This is a genomic window from Aeromonas sp. TS_SC_11 (genome assembly GCF_057318915.1).
Map to the genome: position 1 here is coordinate 3,159,932 of NZ_CM170470.1, position 21,174 is coordinate 3,181,105.

The 21,174-nt window shown below is 60.3% G+C and carries 23 protein-coding genes; 15 read left to right on the forward strand and 8 right to left on the reverse strand.

Annotation, left to right across the window (positions count from 1 at the left end; all coding sequences use genetic code 11):
* Positions 1-135 precede the first annotated feature (135 nt).
* Positions 136-1,431 carry a serine--tRNA ligase gene (gene serS, locus AC1P02_RS14740; RefSeq protein ID WP_485182548.1) on the forward strand — a complete coding sequence of 432 codons (1,296 nt, stop codon included), beginning with the start codon at positions 136-138 and terminating at the stop codon, positions 1,429-1,431.
* Here serS and AC1P02_RS14745 read toward each other — a convergent pair.
* Positions 1,428-1,565 (reverse strand): hypothetical protein, encoded by a 138-nt coding sequence (locus AC1P02_RS14745; protein WP_485182549.1) that lies wholly within the window; start codon positions 1,563-1,565, stop codon positions 1,428-1,430. The two genes, serS and AC1P02_RS14745, sit on opposite strands and share 4 nt — an antisense overlap.
* A 53-nt stretch (positions 1,566-1,618) precedes the next feature.
* Here AC1P02_RS14745 and AC1P02_RS14750 point away from each other — a divergent pair, with 53 nt between their 5' ends.
* From AC1P02_RS14750 to miaE, 3 genes are all read left to right on the forward strand, one after another.
* On the forward strand, positions 1,619-2,107 hold the full coding sequence (locus AC1P02_RS14750; RefSeq protein WP_005310746.1) for a CvpA family protein: 489 nt from the start codon (positions 1,619-1,621) through the stop codon (positions 2,105-2,107).
* Between the two features lie 21 nt (positions 2,108-2,128).
* Positions 2,129-3,649, forward strand: a complete 1,521-nt coding sequence (gene purF, locus AC1P02_RS14755) for an amidophosphoribosyltransferase (protein ID WP_005310748.1) — start codon at positions 2,129-2,131, stop codon at positions 3,647-3,649.
* 213 nt (positions 3,650-3,862) lie between these two features.
* Positions 3,863-4,621, forward strand: coding sequence for a tRNA isopentenyl-2-thiomethyl-A-37 hydroxylase MiaE (miaE, locus tag AC1P02_RS14760; RefSeq protein ID WP_021139607.1), 759 nt, complete (start codon positions 3,863-3,865; stop codon positions 4,619-4,621).
* 156 nt (positions 4,622-4,777) lie between these two features.
* Here miaE and AC1P02_RS14765 read toward each other — a convergent pair whose 3' ends face one another.
* The 7 genes from AC1P02_RS14765 to pspF form a co-directional block, all read right to left on the reverse strand.
* Positions 4,778-5,563 carry a peptide ABC transporter ATP-binding protein gene (locus AC1P02_RS14765; RefSeq protein WP_485182550.1) on the reverse strand — a complete coding sequence of 262 codons (786 nt, stop codon included), beginning with the start codon at positions 5,561-5,563 and terminating at the stop codon, positions 4,778-4,780.
* 34 nt (positions 5,564-5,597) lie between these two features.
* A complete protein-coding gene (locus AC1P02_RS14770) occupies positions 5,598-6,596 on the reverse strand; it encodes a peptide ABC transporter ATP-binding protein (protein ID WP_017411679.1) in 999 nt (332 codons plus the stop codon).
* The gene (locus AC1P02_RS14775) at positions 6,596-6,724 is read right to left on the reverse strand and encodes a hypothetical protein (protein ID WP_290045896.1); all 129 of its coding nucleotides are present in this window, start codon (positions 6,722-6,724) and stop codon (positions 6,596-6,598) included. The genes AC1P02_RS14770 and AC1P02_RS14775 overlap by 1 nt, the downstream gene beginning before the upstream one ends.
* A complete protein-coding gene (locus tag AC1P02_RS14780) occupies positions 6,724-7,617 on the reverse strand; it encodes an ABC transporter permease subunit (RefSeq protein ID WP_058394657.1) in 894 nt (297 codons plus the stop codon). Before AC1P02_RS14780 ends, AC1P02_RS14775 begins: the two co-directional genes overlap by 1 nt.
* A gap of 35 nt (positions 7,618-7,652) precedes the next feature.
* Positions 7,653-8,612 (reverse strand): ABC transporter permease, encoded by a 960-nt coding sequence (locus AC1P02_RS14785; RefSeq protein ID WP_005310757.1) that lies wholly within the window; start codon positions 8,610-8,612, stop codon positions 7,653-7,655.
* Between the two features lie 2 nt (positions 8,613-8,614).
* Positions 8,615-10,210, reverse strand: coding sequence for an ABC transporter substrate-binding protein SapA (gene sapA / locus AC1P02_RS14790; RefSeq protein WP_485185461.1), 1,596 nt, complete (start codon positions 10,208-10,210; stop codon positions 8,615-8,617).
* 182 nt (positions 10,211-10,392) lie between these two features.
* Positions 10,393-11,427, reverse strand: a complete 1,035-nt coding sequence (gene pspF / locus AC1P02_RS14795) for a phage shock protein operon transcriptional activator (protein WP_485182551.1) — start codon at positions 11,425-11,427, stop codon at positions 10,393-10,395.
* 194 nt (positions 11,428-11,621) lie between these two features.
* On the opposite strand from pspF, the gene pspA reads away from it, so the two are divergent.
* The 11 genes from pspA to yfiB all read left to right on the forward strand — a co-directional run bounded on the left by pspA (position 11,622) and on the right by yfiB (position 21,151).
* On the forward strand, positions 11,622-12,302 hold the full coding sequence (gene pspA, locus AC1P02_RS14800) for a phage shock protein PspA (RefSeq protein ID WP_005310762.1): 681 nt from the start codon (positions 11,622-11,624) through the stop codon (positions 12,300-12,302).
* A 3-nt stretch (positions 12,303-12,305) separates the two neighbouring features.
* Complete coding sequence (pspB, locus tag AC1P02_RS14805; RefSeq protein WP_005310764.1) at positions 12,306-12,542, forward strand: envelope stress response membrane protein PspB; 237 nt, start codon at positions 12,306-12,308, stop codon at positions 12,540-12,542.
* Positions 12,539-12,943, forward strand: coding sequence for an envelope stress response membrane protein PspC (pspC, locus tag AC1P02_RS14810; RefSeq protein ID WP_005310766.1), 405 nt, complete (start codon positions 12,539-12,541; stop codon positions 12,941-12,943). Before pspB ends, pspC begins: the two co-directional genes overlap by 4 nt.
* A gap of 131 nt (positions 12,944-13,074) precedes the next feature.
* Positions 13,075-14,481: a YcjX family GTP-binding protein gene (locus AC1P02_RS14815; RefSeq protein WP_485182552.1), complete on the forward strand. Its 1,407-nt coding sequence runs from the start codon at positions 13,075-13,077 to the stop codon at positions 14,479-14,481.
* 68 nt (positions 14,482-14,549) lie between these two features.
* Positions 14,550-15,593 carry a YcjF family protein gene (locus AC1P02_RS14820; protein WP_485182553.1) on the forward strand — a complete coding sequence of 348 codons (1,044 nt, stop codon included), beginning with the start codon at positions 14,550-14,552 and terminating at the stop codon, positions 15,591-15,593.
* Positions 15,594-15,762: 169 nt separating this feature from the next.
* Positions 15,763-16,557: a phenylalanine 4-monooxygenase gene (gene phhA, locus AC1P02_RS14825; RefSeq protein WP_485182554.1), complete on the forward strand. Its 795-nt coding sequence runs from the start codon at positions 15,763-15,765 to the stop codon at positions 16,555-16,557.
* A 53-nt stretch (positions 16,558-16,610) separates the two neighbouring features.
* Positions 16,611-16,964 (forward strand): 4a-hydroxytetrahydrobiopterin dehydratase, encoded by a 354-nt coding sequence (locus AC1P02_RS14830; RefSeq protein WP_005310774.1) that lies wholly within the window; start codon positions 16,611-16,613, stop codon positions 16,962-16,964.
* Positions 16,965-17,098: 134 nt separating this feature from the next.
* A complete protein-coding gene (gene tyrR, locus AC1P02_RS14835) occupies positions 17,099-18,646 on the forward strand; it encodes a transcriptional regulator TyrR (RefSeq protein WP_021139596.1) in 1,548 nt (515 codons plus the stop codon).
* Between the two features lie 197 nt (positions 18,647-18,843).
* Positions 18,844-19,395, forward strand: coding sequence for a regulatory sequestration protein YfiR (gene yfiR, locus AC1P02_RS14840; protein ID WP_005310778.1), 552 nt, complete (start codon positions 18,844-18,846; stop codon positions 19,393-19,395).
* A complete protein-coding gene (dgcN, locus tag AC1P02_RS14845; protein ID WP_125609326.1) occupies positions 19,392-20,660 on the forward strand; it encodes a diguanylate cyclase DgcN/YfiN in 1,269 nt (422 codons plus the stop codon). Before yfiR ends, dgcN begins: the two co-directional genes overlap by 4 nt.
* Before the next feature lie 2 nt (positions 20,661-20,662).
* Positions 20,663-21,151: an outer membrane lipoprotein YfiB gene (gene yfiB / locus AC1P02_RS14850; RefSeq protein ID WP_485182555.1), complete on the forward strand. Its 489-nt coding sequence runs from the start codon at positions 20,663-20,665 to the stop codon at positions 21,149-21,151.
* Positions 21,152-21,174 lie beyond the last annotated feature (23 nt).

Genomic DNA, 21,174 nt, shown 5'->3' on the forward strand with positions numbered 1-21,174 from the left:
TTTCGAAGGCCTGATTTTGAAGGCCCGAAGCTGAAGACGATAGGGGTGCGCCAACCGATGTTAACTTCCGGATCTGTTTTCTCGCCCGGTCTGATGACCCAGGCCCAGATCCCATTTTAAAAAAGTAGGTAAACCATGCTGGATCCCAAATATCTGCGTAGCGAGATTGACGAAGCTGCTGCTCGTCTGGCGACACGTGGCTACGTTCTGGACGTAGCGGCTGTCAATGCTCTGGAAGAGAAACGCAAGGATCTGCAGTCCCGTACCCAGGAGCTGCAGGCCGAGCGTAACGCCCGCTCCAAGTCCATCGGTGAGGCTGCCCGTCGTGGTGAAGATGTGGCCCCACTCAAGGCCGAGGTGACCAAGATCAACGACGAGCTGGAGACCAGCAAGGTTGAGCTCGACGCGCTGCTGGCTGAGATAAAATCCATCTCCGATGCCATTCCCAACCTGCCGAGCGACACCACACCTGTGGGTCGTGACGAGAACGACAACGTCGAAGTGCGCCGCTGGGGTACCCCGCGCGCGTTCGACTTCCCGGTACGCGATCACATCGATCTCGGTGAAGCGGCCAAGGGTGTCGACTTCAAGAACGGCGTCAAGCTCTCCGGCGCCCGTTTCGTGGTGATGAAGGGTCAGATTGCCCGCCTGCACCGCGCCCTGGCGCAGTTCATGCTGGACCTGCACACCCTGCAGCACGGTTACACCGAGTGCTACGTGCCTTATCTGGTGAACCCGGACAGCCTGTACGGCACCGGCCAGCTGCCCAAATTCTCCGAAGACTTGTTCAACACCGGCATCAATGGTGAAGGGGAAGAAGAGGGCAAGGTGCGCAAGTTCTCCCTGATCCCGACCTCCGAAGTGCCGCTCACCAACATGGCACGCGACGAGATCTTCGATGAGCAGGAATTGCCCATCAAGATGACGGCCCACAGCCCCTGCTTCCGCTCCGAAGCGGGTTCCTATGGCCGTGACACCCGCGGCCTCATCCGCATGCACCAGTTCGACAAGGTCGAGATGGTGCAGCTGGTTCACCCGGAAAAATCCTGGGAAGCGCTGGAAGAGATGGCCGGTCACGCCGAGAAGGTGCTGCAACTGCTGGAGCTGCCGTATCGCGTGATGGCGCTGGCCACCGGTGACATGGGCTTCTGCGCCGCCAAGACCTACGATCTGGAAGTGTGGCTGCCGGCCCAGAACACCTACCGCGAGATCTCCTCCGTCTCCAACTGCACCGATTTCCAGGCGCGCCGCATGCAGGCTCGCGTGCGTATCGATGGCAAGCCCCAGCTGCTGCACACCCTGAATGGCTCCGGCCTGGCAGTGGGTCGCACCCTAGTGGCCGTGATGGAGAACTACCAGCAGGAAGATGGCCGCATCGCCATCCCGGCTGCGCTGCAATCCTACATGGGCGGTCTGACCCACATAGGCTAAGCGCACTCGCGTAAATACAACGCCATGGCCATGCCATGGCGTTGTGCATTTTGGCCCGGCACAATCGTTTCAACGCTGGGGAAGGTGCCGCTGTCGGCACTTCTTTGAATGTTTAACACAATTTTATCAAGCATTGCGCAATCGTTTTTGTTAGACTGCGCCGCAATTTCGCAGGACACTTTTTCCTATGGTCTGGATTGATTACGCCATCATCGGCATCGTCGGTTTCTCCGCCCTCATCAGCCTGGTGCGCGGCTTCGTCAAGGAGGCCATGTCTCTTGTCACCTGGTTTATCGCCTTCTTTATCGCCAGCCATTTCTATCCCGATCTCGCCGTCTATTTCACCTCGTTCTCCGATCCCCTGGTACGCAACGGCCTGGCCATTGCAGCCCTGTTCGTGGCGACCCTGATCCTGGGCGGGGTAGTGAACTATGTGGTGGGTTTGCTGGTGGAAAAAACAGGCCTGTCAGGAACGGATCGGGTGCTTGGCATCTGTTTTGGCGCCATTCGCGGAGTGCTGATCGTCAGTGCCCTGCTGTTTTTTATGGATACCTTCACCAGCCTCTCCCAGAGCGACTGGTGGGTGGCGTCCAAGCTGGTACCCGAGTTCAAACCGGTTATCCAGTGGTTTTTCGGGTTCATGTTGAACTCATCCAGTTTTCTTAAACAGGTATAGTGACTTCGAGGTAGCAAAGACATGTGTGGTATTGTCGGTATAGTTGGCACCACCCCCGTCAATCAGGCCCTCTACGACGCCTTGACGGTGTTGCAGCACAGGGGACAGGATGCCGCCGGGATCGTGACCATAGACAGTGGAAACTTCCGGCAACGCAAGGCCAACGGCCTGGTGAAGGACGTGTTTGAAGTGCGTCACATGCAGCGACTGAAGGGGCATATCGGCATAGGTCATGTCAGATATCCCACCGCAGGCAGCTCAAGTGCCGCTGAAGCCCAACCTTTTTACGTGAACTCTCCCTACGGCATGGTGCTGGCCCACAACGGCAACCTCACCAACGCCAAGGATCTCAAGGAGCAGCAGTTCAAGGTAGCCCGTCGTCACATCAACACCACCTCCGATTCGGAAGTGCTGCTGAACGTGCTGGCCCACGAACTGGATCTCTGCGACAAGATGGCGCTGCGTCCGGAGGATATCTTCTCTGCGGTGCGCAAGACCCATCAGCAGATCCGTGGCGCTTATGCCGTCGTCTCCCTGGTGATCGGTCACGGCCTCATCGGCTTTCGTGATCCCAACGGCATTCGTCCGTTGATCCTGGGTCGTCGGGCAGACGAGCAGGGCCAGGTGGAGTACATGCTCGCCTCCGAGAGCGTGGCGCTTGACGCCATCGGTTTCGAGACGGTGCGCGATGTTGCGCCGGGTGAAGCCATCTACATTACCGAGCAGGGCCAGCTCTTCTCCGAGCAGTGTGCGGAAAACCCGCAGATGAGCTCCTGCATCTTCGAATATGTCTACTTCGCCCGTCCCGACTCGTGCATCGACAAGGTCTCCGTCTACGCCGCCCGCCTCAACATGGGTCGCAAGCTGGGCCAGAAGATTGCGCGCGAGTGGGAAGATCTCGATGTGGATGTGGTTATCCCCATCCCGGAGACTTCCTGTGACGTGGCGCTGGAGATAGCCCATACCCTGAACCTGCCGTACCGTCAGGGCTTCGTGAAGAACCGCTACATAGGCCGTACCTTCATCATGCCGGGCCAGACCCAGCGCAAGAAGTCGGTACGCCGCAAGCTCAACGCCATCAGCTCCGAATTCAAGGGCAAGAAGGTGTTGCTGGTGGATGACAGCATAGTGCGCGGTACTACCTCTGAGCAGATCATCCAGATGGCTCGAGAAGCGGGCGCGGCCAAGGTCTACTTCGCCTCGGCGGCACCGGAAATCCGTTTCCCCAACGTCTATGGCATCGACATGCCCACCGCCAACGAGCTGATCGCCCACGGCCGGGAAGTGGAAGAGGTGTGTGCACTGATTGGTGCCGATGGCCTGATTTTCCAGGATCTGGAAGATCTGGAAGAAGCGGTGCGGGAGATCAACCCTGAGCTGCGCCACTTCGAGACCTCGGTGTTCAACGGTCACTATGTAACCTCCGACGTGGATCAGTCCTATCTGGATCACTTGAACGCCATGCGCAGCGATGACAACAAGGCGGTGCGTGAGTGGCAGGAAGGCACCAGCAATCTGGAAATTTTCAACGAAGGCAGTTAAACGTTTTCGTTGTCAATGACAGAGATGAGATGGGGGCTGCGGCCCCCATTGTTGTGTCTGGGTAATGGGTATCTGCTTGAAAAAAAAGCGCTTATGCAGCCGGGTGTGGGCAGTGGCGGCGGGATCCGCTAGCATAGTCACCCTGTCGCGCCCTTCGCGCAGTCGTATCCATTCGACTAAATGCCGTATCAACCAGAACAGACGAGAATTCAGATGGATGACTTGTTAGCTCCCGTGCGCCAGTTTTTGCAGTGCGAGACCCCGGACGAGTGGGTGGCAATGGCGCGCGACCCCGCCCATCTGCCCACCCTGCTCATCGATCACGCCAACTGCGAGAACAAGGCTGCGCTCACCGCCCACAGCCTGGTGCGTCGCTACTGCCTGCCCAAGGGAAAACGTCATCTGCTGCCCAAGCTGGAATTTTATCGGGAGCTGGATGCCATCCCGGAGAAGGCCGAGATCCTGGGCAAGCGCAGCATGGGGGAGTCCGATCGCACCGTGTTTGAGGAGCTGGCACGCAACCCGCTGCTGTTTCCCATGGTGCGCCTCATCCAGGAGGAGCTGCACCACTTCGAGCAGGTACTGGCGCTGATGGCCGCGCGCAACATCCCCTATGGCCCCGTGACCGCCTCCCGCTACGCCCGCAACCTGATGCAGCATGTACGTACCCACGAGCCTGCAACCATAGTTGACAAGCTGATCATCGGTGCCTACATAGAGGCGCGCTCCTGCGAGCGCTTTGCCAAGCTGGCGCCCCATCTGGACGAGGAGCTGGGCCGTTTCTATGTCTCCCTGCTGCGCTCCGAGGCGCGCCACTATCAGGACTATCTGGCCCTGGCCGAGCAATATGCGGGTGAGGATATCAGCGAGCGGGTGGCTTATTTTGGCAAACTCGAAGCCGAGCTTGTCTGCTCGCCGGATCCGCAGTTCAGGTTCCATAGCGGGCTGCCTGTCAGATCTGACAGTTGTTGATGTCAAGGGGGCTGCCTACCATGGCCATGTTCCTACTACGAGCGACGCATCATTTTTGAGCGCAATTCCCGGCCCCTGAGCCGGGATTTTTTTGCGCGTTTTCAAGCAGGTGAGCAGGGGAGAGTGCCGGTGCCAGGGCTGGCACCGGCCACGGGATCAGCGGCGGTATTCGTTGTTGTAGTTCTGGATCAGGCGGCGGGTCACCTCATGCTGGGGATCGGCGAACACCTTGAGGGTTTTGCCACGCTCCACCACTCGTCCGTCGTGCATCACCAGCACCTCGTCACTGATGTGGCTGACCACCCCCAGATCGTTGGCTACCAGCACATAGCTCAGTCCCATGGTCTCCTGCATCTCCAGCAGCAGGTTGATGATCTGGGAGCGTACCGAGATATCCAGGGTGGAGAGCGCCTCATCGGCTACCACTATCTTGGGATTGAGGATCAGCGCCCGTGCCAGCGCCACCCGCTGTTGCTGACCAGCGGAGAGCATCTGGGGGTAGAAGAGGGCGTGATCCGGCAGCATGCCCACCATGCGCAGGGTCTGCACTACCTTGTCGTGGCGCTCCTCGTCACTCATTTCGGTGTTGAGCCGCAGCGGTGTCTCCAGGATCTGGCCGACCCGGATCTTGCGATTGAGGGAGGAGTTGGGGTCCTGGAAGATCATGCGCAGCAGCTTGCAGCGGGTCTGGTAGTCGCCATGCACCAGGGTCTGACCCTCGATGGCGATGTCGCCGCTGGTGGGCTCTATCATGCCGGCCAGGATCCGTGCCAGGGTACTCTTGCCGGAGCCGGCTTCACCGACGATGGCCAGCGTCTGGCCCACCTCCAGATCAAACGAGAGCGGCTTGATGGCTTCCACCGCCCGGCGGCGAAACAGGCCGGTGCGGTTTTGATAGGTCTTGCTAAGGCCTCTGACCTGCAACAGGGAAGGTTCAATCACAAGCTGTGCTCCTTGACGGGGGCGTTAACGAACATCATTTTTTCGGCTCCTCCATGTTCAGCGGGAAGTGGCAACTGAACTGGTGGCCCTTGATCTTGCTCATCAGCGGCGTCTGTACGCACTGCTTCTGGGCATAGGGGCAACGGGGACCGAGTCGGCAACCTATGGGCAGATGCTGCAGCGGTGGAATGACACCGGGCAGGGTTTCGAGTCGCGACTTGTGGCGCACCAGCTTGTCAAAGTCGGGAATGGACTTGAGCAAGGCATCGGTATAAGGGTGGTGCGGGGTATCCAGGATCTGATCCCGGGTACCGACCTCCACCATCTGGCCGCAGTACATCACATTGATGGTGTCGGTCAGGTTGGCGATGGCGGCAATGTCGTTGCTGATGATGAGAATGGTGGTGTTGCCCAGCTTGTTCATCTTGTCCAGCAGCCGCAGGATCTGGGAGTGGGTGGTGGACTCCATGGCGCTGGTGGGCTCATCGGCTACCAGCAGGCGCGGCTTGTTGGCAATGGCCATGGCGATCATCACCTTCTGACACATGCCGTCAGAGAGCTCGTGCGGATAGGCGCGCATCACCTTGCGGTGATCCTTGACGCCGACCCTGTGCAGCAGCGCGATGGCTTTTTTCTTGCGCCACTGGAAGCGTTGCCAGAATTTCCCTTCAAACGAATCGGTCGGGATCGCCTCTTCCAGTTGGGCGCCTATCTCCCCGGACGGATCCAGGCAGCTGATGGGGTCCTGAAAGATCATGGCTATCTCGCGGCCCATGATCCGGCGCCGCTCCTTGGGGGCCATGGTCAGCAGATCCATGTCGTTGAAGCGCATCCGATCGGCACGTACCGTCCAGTTGTCTTTCTGGATGCCGACGATCACTTTGGCAATCAAGCTCTTGCCGGAGCCGGATTCCCCCACCAGGCCGCGGATCTCCCCCTCGGTCAGGGTCAGGCTCACCTTGTCCACCGCCTTGACCTTACCCTGTGGCGTGTCAATTTCGATGGTGAGGTTGCGTATGTCGAGCAAGGGCATTAATCATTCCCCTCTTTGAGTGCTTCACGGATGCCTTCACCAACCAGCGGCTGGTTGACCAGCACGCCGTCCAGGAATGAACAGCGGCCAAGGGTGAACATATCTATCTTCGGCAGAGCGCGCTGCATCAGTCGTTCCCCTCTTTGAGTGCTTCGCGAATGCCTTCACCAACTAAATTGGTTACCAGCACGCTGAACAGTATTGCCATGCCCGGCAGGGTCACGGTCCAGGGGGCGAGATAGATGAGATCGCTCGAGTCGGCCAGCATGGCACCCCACTCCGGCTGGGGAGACTGGGCACCGAGGCCGAGAAAACCCACCGCCGAGATATCGAGGATAGCGGCAGAGAGGGTGCGAGTGGTCTGGGCGACCAGTGTCTCCACTATGTTCGGCAGTATGGCCAGACGCATGATACGAAATGGGGGCGATCCATCGAGGCGGCTGGCAATGATGTACTCCTTTTGCATCTCGGTATGGACCGCATTGTAGGTCGCCCGGATGAAGGGAGGGATCAGCGCCAGCGTGATGGCGATCAGGGTGTTGAACAGGCCGGGCCCCAGGATGGCGACCATGATGATGGCCAGCAGCAGGGAAGGGATGGAGAGCAGGGTGTCGAGCAGGTGGTGCAGTACGCTCGATTTGAGCCCCTTGCTCATGCCGCCCAGGATGCCGATGGCGGTGCCGGCCACCATGGCGATCAGCACCACCAGCAAGGCATTGCCGAAGGTGAAGCGCGCGCCCACCACCAGACGGGAGAGGATGTCACGGCCCAGATCGTCTGTGCCAAGGAAGTAGTCTATGTTGCCGCTGTTGGCCCAGGAGGGGGCCAGCAGCAGGCGGGAGCTGTGTTGATCATCGATGCCGTAGGGCACCAGCAACGGGCCAATGAGGGTGATGAGCAGCAGGATCACGAAGCACCAGAGTGCCCCCATTGCCAGTGGATTGCGGCGATAGGAGGCCCAGGTCTGCTCCAGCGGGGAGAGGATCTTGAGCTCGGGGTAGAGGCTAGTCTTGTCTTGCATAGGATTCCTGGCTCCGGGTCATGCCATGAGCACGTTCAGTCTTGTTTTGCATAGAGTTCTTTGCGCCGCGCCGGATAGATGATGGTGGTCAGCAGCTCTGTGCTGACGCTGGTAAAAATGACGAAACCAGCCACCACCAGGGTGGCGCCACGGATGGCGGCATAGTCCTGCAGGGCTATGCTGCTGATGAGCCAGCGGCCGATCCCGTGCCACTCGAACACCACCTCAGTGATCATGGCGGAGGTGAGCACACTGCCCAGCTGCAGACCCAGCAGCGGCAACACGGGGGGCAAGGCATTCTTGAGACCATGGCGCCAGACAATCTGCCGGCGGGAGAGACCACGGCTCGCCGCTGCCTTGATGTAGTTCTGCTTCATCACGTCGATGAGTGAGCTGCGCACGTGGCGGATCACCTCTGTGGTGGGCACCACCGCCAGCACCAGCGAGGGCAGGATCAAGTGGCGCAGGGCGTCGTGCAGCGCCGCCTGGCGCCAGGGTTCATGGCTCATCAGTACGTCGATCAGTGCTATGCCGGTAATGGAGGGCACGTCATAAAGCAGACTGATCTGGCCGGAGGCGGGCAACCAGCCGAGATCCAGCGAGAAGAACATCACCACCAGCAGCGCCAGCCAGAACACAGGTACCGCGTAGCCGATGAGGCCGGCGGTCATGATGGAGAGATCCAGCGGCTTGCCTTGTGAGAGTGCCGCCAGGGTGCCCAGCGGAATGCCCACCAGCAGCGAGATGGCAAATGCCGTTGCACAGAGGATCAGGGTGGCCGGGAAGTAGTGGCGGATCTCGTCCAGCACAGGCAGACCTGAGACACTGGAAAGCCCCAGATCCCCGTCCAGAATGTTGCTCAGAAAGTCAGGATAACCGCTCCAGAAGCTGGCTTGCAGGCCGATGAGCCGATAATCCAGCAGGTAGGCGACAAAGGTCAGGGCCAGCAGGGTAATGAGCAACAGGCTGATGCGGCGCAGAATATAGAGAAACATGCTTACTCCCTGTGTGCTTGGTAGAAGACGGTGCCGCCAAAAGGCATCAGGGAAAGCCCCTCAATGTCGCTGCGACTGACCTGGGTGCGCAGGGCATGGGCCAGCGGGATGAGCGGCAACTGTTCGTTGAGCAGGGTCTGGGCGTAATAGTAGTTGCGCAGCCGGAACGCCAGCTGGGGTGTGGTCACAGCGTCATCCAGCAGTTGATCGAAGGCCGGGCTGCACCAGCGGCTGTAGTTGTTGCCACGCTCGACGGCGGTGCAGCTAAGCAACTGGCGAAAGAAGTTGTCGGGGTCGGCGTTGTCGGCAATCCAGCCCGACAGCAGGCTGTCATAGTAGCCATGGGCGAGGCGCGTCTCGATGACAGGCCACTCCTGCTGCACGATTTTCAGCTTGATGCCGACCTTGGCCAGATCGCTGCGCATCAGTTGGGCTGTCTTGAGGGCATCCGGGTTGTAGGGGCGCGAGCCCGGTTGCACCAGCACCTGCATCTCGAATCCGTGCTCAAGCCCGGCCTCCTTGAGCAGCTGACGTGATCGCTTCAAGTCTTGCTGACGCATAGGCAGAGAAGGATTGTAGCCCCAGGAGAGGGGAGGGAGCAGGCTGTTGGCCGGTTGTCCTGTCTCGAAGTAGACCGCTTGCAACAGGTTGTCGATATTGATGGCACTGGCGATGGCCTGACGTACCTGTACCTTGTTGAAGGGTGCCTTGCGGGTGTTGAGGGCAAGGAAGGCTACGTTCATGCCCGACTGTATGGACAAGCTCAGCTTCGGGTTCTGCTTGATCACCGACAACTGGCTGGCAACGGGGGTACTCATCACATCGCACTCGCCCGTCAGCAGCTTGGCCAGTCGCTTGGCGGATTTTGGCGTGATGTCATAGACCAGTTGTTCAATCTTGGCTTCGCCGCCCCAGTAACCCGGGTGGCGCAGGTAACGCACATATTCGTTGTGGCGATACTCCTTGAAGCTGAACGGACCTGTACCGACCGGTTGGGTGTCCAGCAGTGCCGGTGTGCCAGCGCTGCGCATCTGGTCGGCATATTCGGCGGAGAGCACTATGGCGTAGTCGCTGGCCAGCGTGGCGAGGAAGGAGGCATCCGGCCGATTCAGTTCAAACACCACCTGCAGCTGTCCCTTCTTGTAGACCCGCTTGATCAGTTGATCCAGCCCCAGGCTGTAGAAGTAGGGATACTCGCCCCCCGAAATGGCGTGATAGGGGTGCTGCTTGTCCAGCAGCCGCTGCCAGGTGAACAGCACATCGTCGGCATTCAGGTTGCGTGAGGGATTGAACCAGGGGGTGTGGTGAAAGGTGACGCCCTTGCGCAGAGTCAGGGTATAGAAGAGACCATCTTCACTCACGTTCCAGCGGGTGGCGAGCCCCCCTTCCAGCGCCAGCGTGTTGGGGTTCACCTCCAGCAGACGATCGTAGAGCGGGCGGGAGCTGGCATCCAGGGTCACCCCGGAGTTGGAGACCTGGGGATTGAAGGTCTGGGGCGAGCCTTCCGCACAGTAGATGAGTCCCGTCCTGGACGCGTCGTCTTGTTTCTGACAACCGGTAACCAGCACCAGCAATCCAAGCAGCAAGGGTTTGAGCATTCTCATTGTAGAACCATGTTTTTATACAAATGTGCCAGCATCGGGGTTGGCGAGTTGCAGGAGTCGGCCTGAACCGGGCTTACTGTGGTTTCAATCCGCATCGTTATCACTATCCTGCAGCGGGTATTTGCGCCGCATGCCACGGCACTGGTGATAGCGCAGGGCCAGCATTTCCTGTGGCGTCAATCCGCATCGTTATCACTGTCCAGCAGCTGGTATTTGCGCAGCATGCCACGGAACTGGTGATAACTCAGGGCCAGCAACTGGGCGGCTTTGCGCTGATTATACTGGGATTGCTGCATGGCTTGCTTGAGTAAATTAATCTCGTACTCCGCCACCGCATTTTTGAGATCCAGCGGCAGGCTCTGAGCGGCCGGGTTAGTCTGTGGCAGGCTCTCACTGGCGATGTGTGTGGCAGGGGCGCCTTGCGCACGGGGCCGCCAGGGGGAATCGAACGGGTTGAGCACCAGATCCGAGAGCGGCAACTGGGGATTGCCCTGACGATAGATGCTGCGCTCCACCACGTTCTTGAGCTCCCGCACGTTGCCGGGCCAGGGGTAATCCAGCAGCAGCTGGGTCGCCTTGCGCGAAAATCCGGCAAACAGGGGATAACCCAGCTCCCGGGTCATGCCGTGGGCGAAGTGCTCCGCCAGCATCAGTATGTCCTCGCGCCGCTCCCGCAAGGGGGGCAGAGTGATGACATCAAAGGCAAGCCTGTCCAGCAAGTCGTGGCGAAAGAGCCCCTTGTCGGCCAACGCCGGCAGATCCTCGTTGGTGGCACACACCAGCCGTACATCCACCTTGAGGGCCTTGGCCCCACCCACCCGCTCGAATTCACCGTATTCGATGACCCGCAGCAGTTTTTCCTGTACCTGGGCGCTGGTGGTCGCCAGCTCGTCGAGGAACAGAGTGCCACCATCGGCGCGCTCGAACCGGCCCTGATGGCGCTTGGCGGCGCCGGTGAAGGAGCCTGCCTCGTGGCCGAACAGCTCGGTTTCCAGCAGGCTCTCACTCAAGGTGGCGCAGTTGATGGTGACAAAGCTTTGATCCCAACGCCCCGAGAGATAATGTAGGCGATGGGCGATGAGCTCCTTGCCCGTTCCCCGTTCGCCGATGATCAGCACGGGTTTGCGCAGCGGTGCGAGGCGGGAGGCCTGCTCAATGATCTCGAGGAATGCGTTGGATTCCCCCAACAGGCTTTCCGTGGCCGTGCTCATAGTGATCCCTGTCAGTTGTAAAAGCTGGTCAATCTTACCAAAAGTTGGTGATTTTAATCATCACTTGCATGGGGTATCTTGAAACTCGACCCATAGGCCCATATAAATCAACAAGTTAAATTCTGTTCCAGATTGGCACACAAGTTGCCATTGTCAATGGAGAAACAACGTATGCCAACCACAGGAGTTCTATCATGAGTATTTTTTCCCGTCTGGCCGACATCATCAATTCGAACCTGACATCCCTGCTCGACAAGGCAGAAGATCCCCAGAAGATGGTGCGCCTGATCATCCAGGAAATGGAAGATGAACTGGTGAAGGAGCGCTCCAATCTGGCTCGCTTCCTCGCCAGCCAGAAAGAGATAGGCCGTCAGGTCAGTCGCCATCAGGAGCGAGTGAACGAGTGGCAGGGCAAGGCCGAGCTGGCGCTGGCCAAGGGGCGCGAAGATCTGGCGCGTGCCGCCCTTATCGAGAAGAAGAAGCAGAGCGAGCTGGCCGAAACCCTCTATCGCGAGCAGCAGGCAGTGGACAGCGGCATCGAGAAACTGGGTGACGAAATACGTCAGCTGGAAGCCAAGCTGGAAGATGCCCGCAGCCGTCAAAAAGCGATGGCGATCCGCACCGAAGCTGCCAGCAGCCGCCTCAATGTGCAGAGCCAGGTTGCCCGTGGCGACAGTCAGGCCGTGGTCAGCAAGTTCGAGCGCATGGAGCGTCGCATCGACGAGATGGAAGCCCGTGCCGATCTGGGACAATCGGACAAGGCCCTGGCCCAGCAGTTTGCCGAGCTGGAAGCCGACGATCAGATAAGCAAGGAGCTCGAGGCCATGCGTCAGAAGCTGGGCCAGGGCGACACCACACCAAAACAGGGAGAGTAACGGATGGAAGATCTGCTGGGCGTATTGATGGTTCCCATGGTGGTCTTCATGGTGGTGGTGGCCCCTATCTGGCTGGTGCTGCACTATAGAGCCAAGGGGCGGATCGGTACCGGTCTCGCCGATAGCGAACGGGAGCAACTGCAAGGCTTGCTGGCCCGCGCCGAGAAGATGCAGGAGCGGGTCGGCGCGCTGGAGTCCATTCTGGATGCGGAAGTCCCGGGCTGGAGGAACAAGGTATGAGTCCATCGAATCGGGAGGGGCGCAATCTCTATCGCGACCCCCAACAGGGCAAGATAGCCGGTGTGTGTGCCGGACTTGCCGACTACTTTGGGGTGGAGACCTGGATCGTGCGGCTGCTGGCCATCAGCGGTCTCATCTTTGCAGGTTTCATCACCTTCACCGCCTACATAGCAGCCTGGTTTCTGCTCGATAAAAAGCCGGTCACCCTCTATCAAAACGAGGAGGGAGATTTTGCCGAGGTGCGCATGAAGGCGCGCAGCTGGCAGGCGGGGATCACGCCCCATCAGGCACTGGGCCGTATCGCGCAGGAGCTCGATACTCTGGAGCCCAGGCTGCAGCGCATCGAGAAGCTGGTGACCTCCAAGGAGTTCACCCTGCAACGGGAATTCAGCAAGCTGTGAATCCGTGACGGTTCGATGACGCCTGCCGGACTCATCGAACCTGCATGACCAATCTGGTTGGCAGGTTCGGTGAGTGCAACCGGGTCGTACGATCGAGAATAAATGGGACAAACGGGAGAACGGGATCCGCTTTGATACGCAACAAATTCGAACAAAAATGGTCGCTCTTGCAGCACAAGGCCACCGACGTGGTGAACCGGGTACGGGATCGTCACATACGACTGGCAGTGACGGGTCTTTCCCGCAGCGGCAAGACCGCCTTCATCACAGCGCTGGTCAACCAGCTTGAACATGCGGCCATCGATGGCCGCTTGCCGTTGTGGGATGCCCAGCGGCAGGGGCGGATCCTGGGCGCCCGTCGGGTGCCCCAGAAAAATGCCCACATTCCCACCTTTGCCTATGAGCGCGGGCTCGATGCCCTGTTCGGCGATCCCCCAGCCTGGCCCGAGCCCACCCGCGGGGTGGCCGAGGTGCGCCTCGAGATCCGCTATCGCACCCGCCATCCCTTGCGCAAGCACCTGGGAGACATGTCCACCCTCTATGTGGATCTGGTGGACTATCCGGGGGAGTGGCTGCTCGACTTGCCGCTGCTTGAACTGAGTTATGAGCAGTGGAGCGAGCAGGTGCGTGACCAGCTGCGTCGCCCCGAGTTGCAGGCGCTGGCGGCCGCGTGGCTGGCGACCGCGTGGCAGGCCGAACAGGCCTTCGAAGAGCGGCCTGTGGCGGAGCTTGCCGAGCGTTACACCGATTACCTCCATGCCTGCAAGCGCGAGCTTGGGCTGCACCTCATCCAACCCGGTCGCTTTGTGCTGCCGGGGGAGTATGCCGGTGCCCCCATGCTGCAGTTTGTGCCCTGGATGTGGGACAAACCTGCTGGCGAGCCCGCCGATGGCACCCTCTATGCCACCCTCAAGCAGCGTTTCGAGCAGTACAAGCAGCATCTGGTGCAGGGCTTTTATGAGCAGCACTTTGCCGGTTTTGATCGTCAGATAGTGCTGGTGGACTGCCTGCAACCCCTCAATGCCGGCGCTGCCAGCTTTGGTGACATGCAGCAGGCCATCGCCCGCATCATGGAGAGCTTTGCCTACGGCAAGAGCAACTGGTGGCGCCGGCTCTTCTCGCCGCGCATCGACAAGCTGCTGTTTGTGGCGAGCAAGGCCGATCACGTGACCCCCGAGCAGCACGGCCCTCTGGTCTCTTTGCTCCAGCACCTGGTGCGCAGCGGCCGGGGTCAGGCACGCTTTGAGGGGATCACCACAGAGTGTCTGGCGCTGGCCGCCATCAAGGCGACCGAGGTGGGCAAGGGGGTGGCCAATGGCCGCGAGTTTCCCGCCATCCGCGGTACCAGTCTCTCGGGGGAGCCGTTATTGCTCTTCCCGGGGGAGGTGCCTGCCCATATCCCGCCCGCCCAGTGGTGGAACAATCAGGGCTTTGATTTTCAGGCATTTCGCCCCTTGGCGATGAGCGCCCATCAGGCGCTGCCCCATATCCGGCTCGATGCGGCGCTGGAGTTTCTGCTCGGGGATCACCTCGAATAACCCAAGCTCTGTGGAATGGATACAGATCAGGCATGGCTGCACAGCCGCGTGGAGGAACAAGCAAAAAGATGAACGATCAGACAAAACACAGGGCCGATGAGACGACGCCGTTGCAGGGCAAGGTGATCCTCGAACCCAGCTTGTCGGTGGCGAGCGAAGAGCGCCCGCCGGCTCCGGCCCAGCTGCTGGAAGAGGCTAGCTTCGAGCGCCTCGACGAGCTCGATGATTTCACCGACGTGGAGCCCGCCCTCACCATCAAGCCGCGTCGTCGCCATCGGCTGCTCGGCTGGGGGCTGGGGGCGGTTGGCCTGCTCTCTTTGGGGCAATATGGCGTCTTTCTCTATGACCAGTTTCTCACCACCCCGCTCTGGGGCAGCGCCTGGTTGCTGGCCTCCGGTCTGGTGGCCGTGGGTACGGCCGGCGTAGTGGGGCGCGAGTGGTTGCGGCTGCGCACCCTCAAGCGGCGCCAGGATGTGCGCTCGCGCGCCGACGATCTGCTGGCCCGTCAGGGCGTCGGGCAGGGGCAGGCTTTTTGCGAGGCGCTTGCCGAGAAGAATGGCGACAAGGGGCGCGAGGGGTACCAAAGCTGGCTGAGCCAGCTCGACGAGAGCCACAGCGATCGGGAAGTGCTGACCCTCTATAGCCAATTGGTGCTCACCGAGCGGGACAAGCTGGCCCAGGCCCGGGTGGCCAAATGGTCGGGGGAGGCCGCCGTGCTGGTGGCCCTGAGCCCCCTTGCCACCGTCGACATGATGCTGATGTTGTGGCGCAACCTGCGGATGATCGAGGACATCGCCGACGTCTATGCCATCGAGCTCGGTTACTGGAGCCGCATCCGTCTCATTCGTCAGGTGTTTCGCAACATGCTCTATGCCGGCGCCACCGAGCTGGTGACCGAGGTGGGGATGGACTTGCTGGGAGCCGAGCTTGCCGCCAAGCTCTCCGCCCGCGCCGCGCAAGGAGTGGGCGCGGGTCTGCTCACCGCCCGCCTTGGCCTGCGCACCATAGAGGCGTGCCGCCCGTTGCCCTGGTGTGGTGACGAGAAGCCCAAGCTCGGTGAGCTGCGCAAGCGGCTCATCGGTCAGCTGGCGGGGTATCTCAACAGGGGGTGACGGCCCGGGCCTCGATTGTGGTTGTCACAAATTGTTTACAATTTGCGTCAGCAGCCGACCCCAGGGTCGGCTGCTTTTTTGAGGGGCAAACCGTTACAGTGATCCTGTCAGTCAACGATGAGTCGCCGATGCTTGGATGTCCGGGCGTGCGCACAGGATGGAACCGCTCATGGCAAGTCTCTACACAGCACACCAGCCAGATCCCCTGGGTCTTGTCCATTACTCGAATGAGGAGCATGGCACCTGGCAGATCCTGATCGAGCGCCAGCTCGCAGCCCTTGCCGGCAAGGCCTGCGACGACTATCTGGCGGGGCTGGAATGCCTGAAGTTACCCCGTGATCGCATCCCCCAGCTGATGGATATCAATGCCGTGCTGCAACCAGCCACTGGCTGGTCGGTGGCTGCCGTGCCCGCGCTAATCTCGTTCGACCGCTTCTTTGCCCTGCTGGCCAATCGCCAGTTTCCGGTGGCTACCTTTATCCGGCGCCGGGATGAACTCGACTATTTGCAAGAGCCCGACATCTTCCACGAGATCTTCGGCCACTGCGCCATGCTGACCAATCCCGCCTTCGCCCACTTCACCCATGTCTATGGCCAGCTTGGCCTGCAGGCGAGCAAGGAGGATAGGGTCTTTCTGGCCCGGCTCTACTGGTTCACGGTGGAGTTCGGCCTGCTCAATACCCCTGCCGGGCTGAGAATTTACGGTGGCGGCATTCTCTCCTCCATCGGCGAGACCGCCTATGCCATCGGTGGCCAGCCTGTGCTGCAACCCTTCGATCCCATAGAAGTGCTGCGCACCCCATACCGTATCGACATCATGCAGCCCACCTATTTTGTGCTGCCTGAGCTGGCGGCGCTCTACCGTTTGGCGGAGCAGGACATCATGGCCATGGTGGGGGAGGCGAGGCGCCTCGGCCTGCGCCCGCCACGCTTTGAGCCGGCGGCCGGCAAGCAGGCGAGCTGAACTCACCACGATTTTTCGTTATCTCATTCCCATTGATGAACAAGGAGAGACCCATGTCCGAACTGGCCAGCCAGCAGTGTGAAGCGTGCCGCGCCGATGCCCCCAAGGTGAGCGAGCAGGAGCTGAGCGAACTGATGCACCTCATTCCCGACTGGCAGCCGCTGGTGGTGAAAGGAGAGCTGCAACTGAGGCGGGAATTTACTTTTCGCAACTTCAAGGAGGCGCTGGCGTTTACCAACCGTCTGGGTGAACTGGCGGAGGCTGAGTTTCATCACCCTGCGATCCTGACCGAATGGGGCAAGGTGACCGTCAGCTGGTGGACCCACAAGATAGGCGGATTACACCGCAACGACTTCATCATGGCGGCGCGTACCGACCAGTTGCTCAGCGATCCGCTGCACAAATAAGCCTCCTCCAGTGACTCGGGCCTGCCCGGCGAAAGCGGGGCGGGCCCGCATTTTTATGGGCCAGCGCTCGCACTGGCGGGATCGAGTCTGTATTATCCGGTCATTCATAGAGTTAGCTAGGAAGTGTGTCCCGAATGCGTCTTGAAGTCAGCTGTGAAGACCGCCTGGGCCTGACCCGGGAACTGCTCGACCGTCTGGTGGAGCACAACATCGATCTGCGCGGCATCGAAATCGATACCTCAGGCATCATCTATCTCAACTTTCCCGAGCTGGAGTTTCGCGATTTTCAACACCTGATGCCGGAGATCCGCCGCATTCCCGGCGTCTATGACGTCAAGACCATCCCCTACATGCCATCAGAGCGTGAACACCACGAGATTGAGGCCCTGCTCAAGGCGCTGCCGGATCTGGTGTTCTCTCTCGACGCCAAGGGCAAGGTGACCCAGGCTAACCAGTCTGCTCTGACGACCCTGGCCCTGCCGGTGGAAGAGATACGTGGCATGGCCCTTGGTTCTCTGGTCAAGGGGTTCTCCTTCAGCCGCTGGCTGGAGGCGAGTGAAATCAAGCCGCAGACCTGCAAGCTCAGCTTCAACGGCGAAGAGTATCTGGCGGATCTGATGCCGCTGTTCGTGGCCGAAGAGAAGGGCCGCCAGGCTCTGGCCGGCGCCGTCGTGGTGCTCAAATCCGCCCGCCGGGTCGGCATGCACTTCAGTGCCTTGCACGCGGTGGAAGTGGGGGGCTTCGAGCACCTGCAGGCCGAGAGCCAGAAGATGAAGCAGGTACTGGTAGAGGCGAGCAAGCTGGCGATGCAGGATGCGCCGCTGCTCATCGTCGGCGAGACTGGCACCGGCAAGGAGCTGCTGGCCCGCGCCTGCCACGGTGCCAGCCTGCGTTCCAGCCACCCCTTCATGGCCCTCAACTGTGCCGCCATGCCGGACAACGTGGCCGAGAGCGAACTCTTTGGTTACGCCCCCGGGGCGTTTGGCAACAACACCGAAGGCAAGCGCGGCGTGCTGGAGCTGGCCAGCGGCGGTACCCTGATGCTGGACGAGATCGGCGACATGTCTGCCCATCTGCAGACCAAGTTCCTGCGGGTGCTGCAGGACGGGGTGTTTCGCCGGGTCGGTGACGAGCAGGAGGTGAAGGTCAATGTGCGCTTCATCTGTACCACCCAGAAGCAGTTGCTGGATCTGGTGCACGACGGCAAGTTCCGGGAAGATCTCTACTACCGCCTCAATGTGTTGAGTCTGGCGTTGCCCCCTCTGCGCGAGCGCAAGGCGGACATCATGGCGCTGGCCCAGCAGTTTGTTTCCCGCTTCGCCAGCGAGTTGCAACGGCCAAGACCGCGCTTTACCCGCAACATGGCCGAGTACCTGACGGCCTACCGCTGGCCCGGCAACGTGCGTCAGCTGCGCAACTGCCTCTACCGCGCCATGACCTTGCTGGAAGGGGACGAAATCGGCCCGGAACACGTGGACTTGCCGGTGGCCGCCGATGCCATGCCGCTCATTGACGAGTGGTTCGAAGGGGGCCTGGACGAGGCGGTGAAACGCTTTGAGAGCCGGCTGCTTGAACGGCTCTATCCAGCGTTTCCTTCCACTCGTCAGCTGGCCAAGCGCCTCGGCGTGTCGCACACCGCCATCGCCAACAAATTGCGTGAATACGGGATCAGCAAGAAGTAAGCGAATGAATTCAAGTGATATATCGGGGCTCACGCCAGCGTGGGCCCCTTTTCTTATCGCGACAATTGCTGGCGCACCCCCTTGCTCTGTCGATGTTGCCTTGTCATGCTGCTGACAAGTTCAATACTACATTCATCCGGATCTCCCTGAACGGGCATCAGCCCTTCAAATAGACCGCATGTTCAATAAGCGCAGGCATGATGCACTTTTTTTCTCTGACCCGGTCCCTGGCGTGGTTGACGCTCTTGTTCTGCTCGCTGGCGCTGGCCCGCGAGCACCTTCCTTTGACCTCTGCCGAGCTGCGCTCAGAGCAGGTGCGACAGACGGTGCTCGACATACTCAGCTACACCCGCTGGCCCACCGAGCCGGAGGAATTGCGCTTGTGTATCGCCGCGCCGACGGAATATGCCACAGCGCTGTTCGCCATCAAGCAGCAGGCCAATGGCCGGCCGGTCAGTGTGCGCCGTTATGATGTCGAGGATGAGATGCTGGGGCGGCAGTGCGATGTGCTTTATCTGGGAGTGCTGGCGCCAGAGCGGCGCCTGCCATTGTTCCAGCGGCTGCGCGGCCATGCGATTCTCAGCATCAGCGAGCAGAGCGCCGAGTGTACCGCCGACGCCGTATTCTGCTTGCAGATAGGGTCGGAGCGTATTCGCTTTCGGGTCAATCTGGATGCCCTCGCCAGGAGCGGAGTGCGGGTCCATCCTGCCGTGTTGAAACTGGCCAGAGCGGATGAGGAGACACCATGAAGGCGTTTTTTCGTTCACAGGCGCAGCGGCTCACCTTGCGACAGAGCTTGGGACGCACCCACATGGTGACGTCCCTGACCGCTGTTTGTATGGCCGGTCTGCTGTTGACCGGTATCGCTTTGCTGGCCCTGCGTATCTATGCGGACCACAATCTGGAGCTGGTGGCGCGTGCCATCAGTTACACCAGTGAAGCGGCCGTGGTATTCCATGACGAAGAGGCCGCCAAGGAGGCGCTGCAGGCCATTGTCACCCGCGAGGATGTGGCACAGGCCAGTATTCAGCTGCCCAGTGGCAGGCCGCTGGCAAGCTGGAGCCGGGCCATGACCACCCCCTGGTCGGGTCTTGAGCAGTATCTTGCACAGATCATCCTGCCCGGCCCCATCGAGCAGCCCATCATGCGGGGCGGCGTCGAGATAGCCCGCGTCCATCTGGTCGGCCACGGTCAGTACCTGCTGCTGTTTCTGCTGCAAACCCTGATGGCCATGCTGGTCTGCCTCATCCTCAGTGCCATGGGATCTATCTATGTGGCGCGCTGGATGCAAAACTCCATCACTGTGCCGCTCAAGAAGCTGGCTCAGGTGGCCCACAGTGTCAGTCGTCAACGTACCCTTGCCATGCGGGTGCCCGAGGCCGACATCGCCGAGTTGCACGAACTCGGCCAGGATTTCAACTCCCTGCTCGATGAACTGGAGGCCTGGCAGGCCCACCAACGGCGGGAGAACGCCAGCCTGCTGCATCAGGCCACTCATGATGCCTTGACCGGTCTGCCCAATCGTGCTCTTTTTGAGGCTCGTCTGGATCAAGCTGTGACCACGGGCCGTTTGCAAGAGGAGCGGTTTGCGCTGCTCTACCTCGACTGTGATCGCTTCAAACAGATCAACGACACCCTGGGCCATGCCGCCGGGGATGACGTGCTGATCGCCTTGGCCAGACGGGTACAACATCAGCTTCGGCCGATGGATCTGGTATGTCGGCTGGGCGGTGACGAATTCGCCATCTTGCTGACGCCTCTGTTGCAAGAGAGCGAAGCGCAGGATGTGGTGTCCCGCATCCAGCAGGCGATGGCCGACCCCGTGGTACTGGGGGATGGTCGTCAGCTGGTGGCCGCCATCAGCATAGGCCTCGCCGTGTATCCGGATGAGGGACTCACTGCCGGTGAATTGTTGCAGCAGGCTGACAATGCCATGTACCAATCCAAACGGCTGCGTCGGGAGCTTGCACTTCATGACCAGCTGGAATTTGATGTTTCTGCTGAGGAAAAATAACAATGAAGATCACTGTCCTGATGAAAACCGGCCTGATCGGCCTGCTGTTGAGCGTGTTGGCGGGCTGTCAAAGTGCCCCTCGCGGTCTGACGGCGGAGCAGATCGGCGTACTCAAGGAGCAGGGCTTTCGCCTGACCGACGAGGGTTGGACTCTGGACTTCTCCAACCGGGTGCTGTTTGCCAACGATTCGGAAGCCCTCAACCCTGACACCCGTGTCCTGGTGGAAAAGCTGGGCATGACCTTGCTGGGGGTTGGCCTGAACAAGACGCGGATCGATGGTCACACCGATTCCAACGGACCTGAGGCTTATAACGATCAGCTCTCTCTGAAGCGGGCGAAATCGGTGGCCGATGTGCTGGTGTCGGTCGGCATGCAGCCGGCCAACCTGGATATCCGTGGTCGCGGTGAACGGGATCCGGTGGCAGACAACAAGACGGCTGCCGGTCGGGCAGAGAACCGCCGCGTTGGCATCATCATCAGCAACGAATAAGCCGGTTGTGTGGATAAAAAAAG

What these genes read in the sequence shown, in the direction of transcription:
- serS (WP_485182548.1), top strand. Translation starts at nt 136, where the DNA reads ATGCTGGATCCCAAATATCTGCGTAGCGAGATTGACGAAGCTGCTGCT.
- AC1P02_RS14745 (WP_485182549.1), bottom strand. Translation starts at nt 1,565, where the DNA reads ATGCTTGATAAAATTGTGTTAAACATTCAAAGAAGTGCCGACAGCGGC.
- AC1P02_RS14750 (WP_005310746.1), top strand. Translation starts at nt 1,619, where the DNA reads ATGGTCTGGATTGATTACGCCATCATCGGCATCGTCGGTTTCTCCGCC.
- purF (WP_005310748.1), top strand. Translation starts at nt 2,129, where the DNA reads ATGTGTGGTATTGTCGGTATAGTTGGCACCACCCCCGTCAATCAGGCC.
- miaE (WP_021139607.1), top strand. Translation starts at nt 3,863, where the DNA reads ATGGATGACTTGTTAGCTCCCGTGCGCCAGTTTTTGCAGTGCGAGACC.
- AC1P02_RS14770 (WP_017411679.1), bottom strand. Translation starts at nt 6,596, where the DNA reads ATGCCCTTGCTCGACATACGCAACCTCACCATCGAAATTGACACGCCA.
- AC1P02_RS14775 (WP_290045896.1), bottom strand. Translation starts at nt 6,724, where the DNA reads ATGCAGCGCGCTCTGCCGAAGATAGATATGTTCACCCTTGGCCGCTGT.
- AC1P02_RS14780 (WP_058394657.1), bottom strand. Translation starts at nt 7,617, where the DNA reads ATGCAAGACAAGACTAGCCTCTACCCCGAGCTCAAGATCCTCTCCCCG.
- AC1P02_RS14785 (WP_005310757.1), bottom strand. Translation starts at nt 8,612, where the DNA reads ATGTTTCTCTATATTCTGCGCCGCATCAGCCTGTTGCTCATTACCCTG.
- sapA (WP_485185461.1), bottom strand. Translation starts at nt 10,210, where the DNA reads ATGCTCAAACCCTTGCTGCTTGGATTGCTGGTGCTGGTTACCGGTTGT.
- pspF (WP_485182551.1), bottom strand. Translation starts at nt 11,427, where the DNA reads ATGAGCACGGCCACGGAAAGCCTGTTGGGGGAATCCAACGCATTCCTC.
- pspA (WP_005310762.1), top strand. Translation starts at nt 11,622, where the DNA reads ATGAGTATTTTTTCCCGTCTGGCCGACATCATCAATTCGAACCTGACA.
- pspB (WP_005310764.1), top strand. Translation starts at nt 12,306, where the DNA reads ATGGAAGATCTGCTGGGCGTATTGATGGTTCCCATGGTGGTCTTCATG.
- pspC (WP_005310766.1), top strand. Translation starts at nt 12,539, where the DNA reads ATGAGTCCATCGAATCGGGAGGGGCGCAATCTCTATCGCGACCCCCAA.
- AC1P02_RS14820 (WP_485182553.1), top strand. Translation starts at nt 14,550, where the DNA reads ATGAACGATCAGACAAAACACAGGGCCGATGAGACGACGCCGTTGCAG.
- phhA (WP_485182554.1), top strand. Translation starts at nt 15,763, where the DNA reads ATGGCAAGTCTCTACACAGCACACCAGCCAGATCCCCTGGGTCTTGTC.
- AC1P02_RS14830 (WP_005310774.1), top strand. Translation starts at nt 16,611, where the DNA reads ATGTCCGAACTGGCCAGCCAGCAGTGTGAAGCGTGCCGCGCCGATGCC.
- tyrR (WP_021139596.1), top strand. Translation starts at nt 17,099, where the DNA reads ATGCGTCTTGAAGTCAGCTGTGAAGACCGCCTGGGCCTGACCCGGGAA.
- yfiR (WP_005310778.1), top strand. Translation starts at nt 18,844, where the DNA reads ATGATGCACTTTTTTTCTCTGACCCGGTCCCTGGCGTGGTTGACGCTC.
- dgcN (WP_125609326.1), top strand. Translation starts at nt 19,392, where the DNA reads ATGAAGGCGTTTTTTCGTTCACAGGCGCAGCGGCTCACCTTGCGACAG.
- yfiB (WP_485182555.1), top strand. Translation starts at nt 20,663, where the DNA reads ATGAAGATCACTGTCCTGATGAAAACCGGCCTGATCGGCCTGCTGTTG.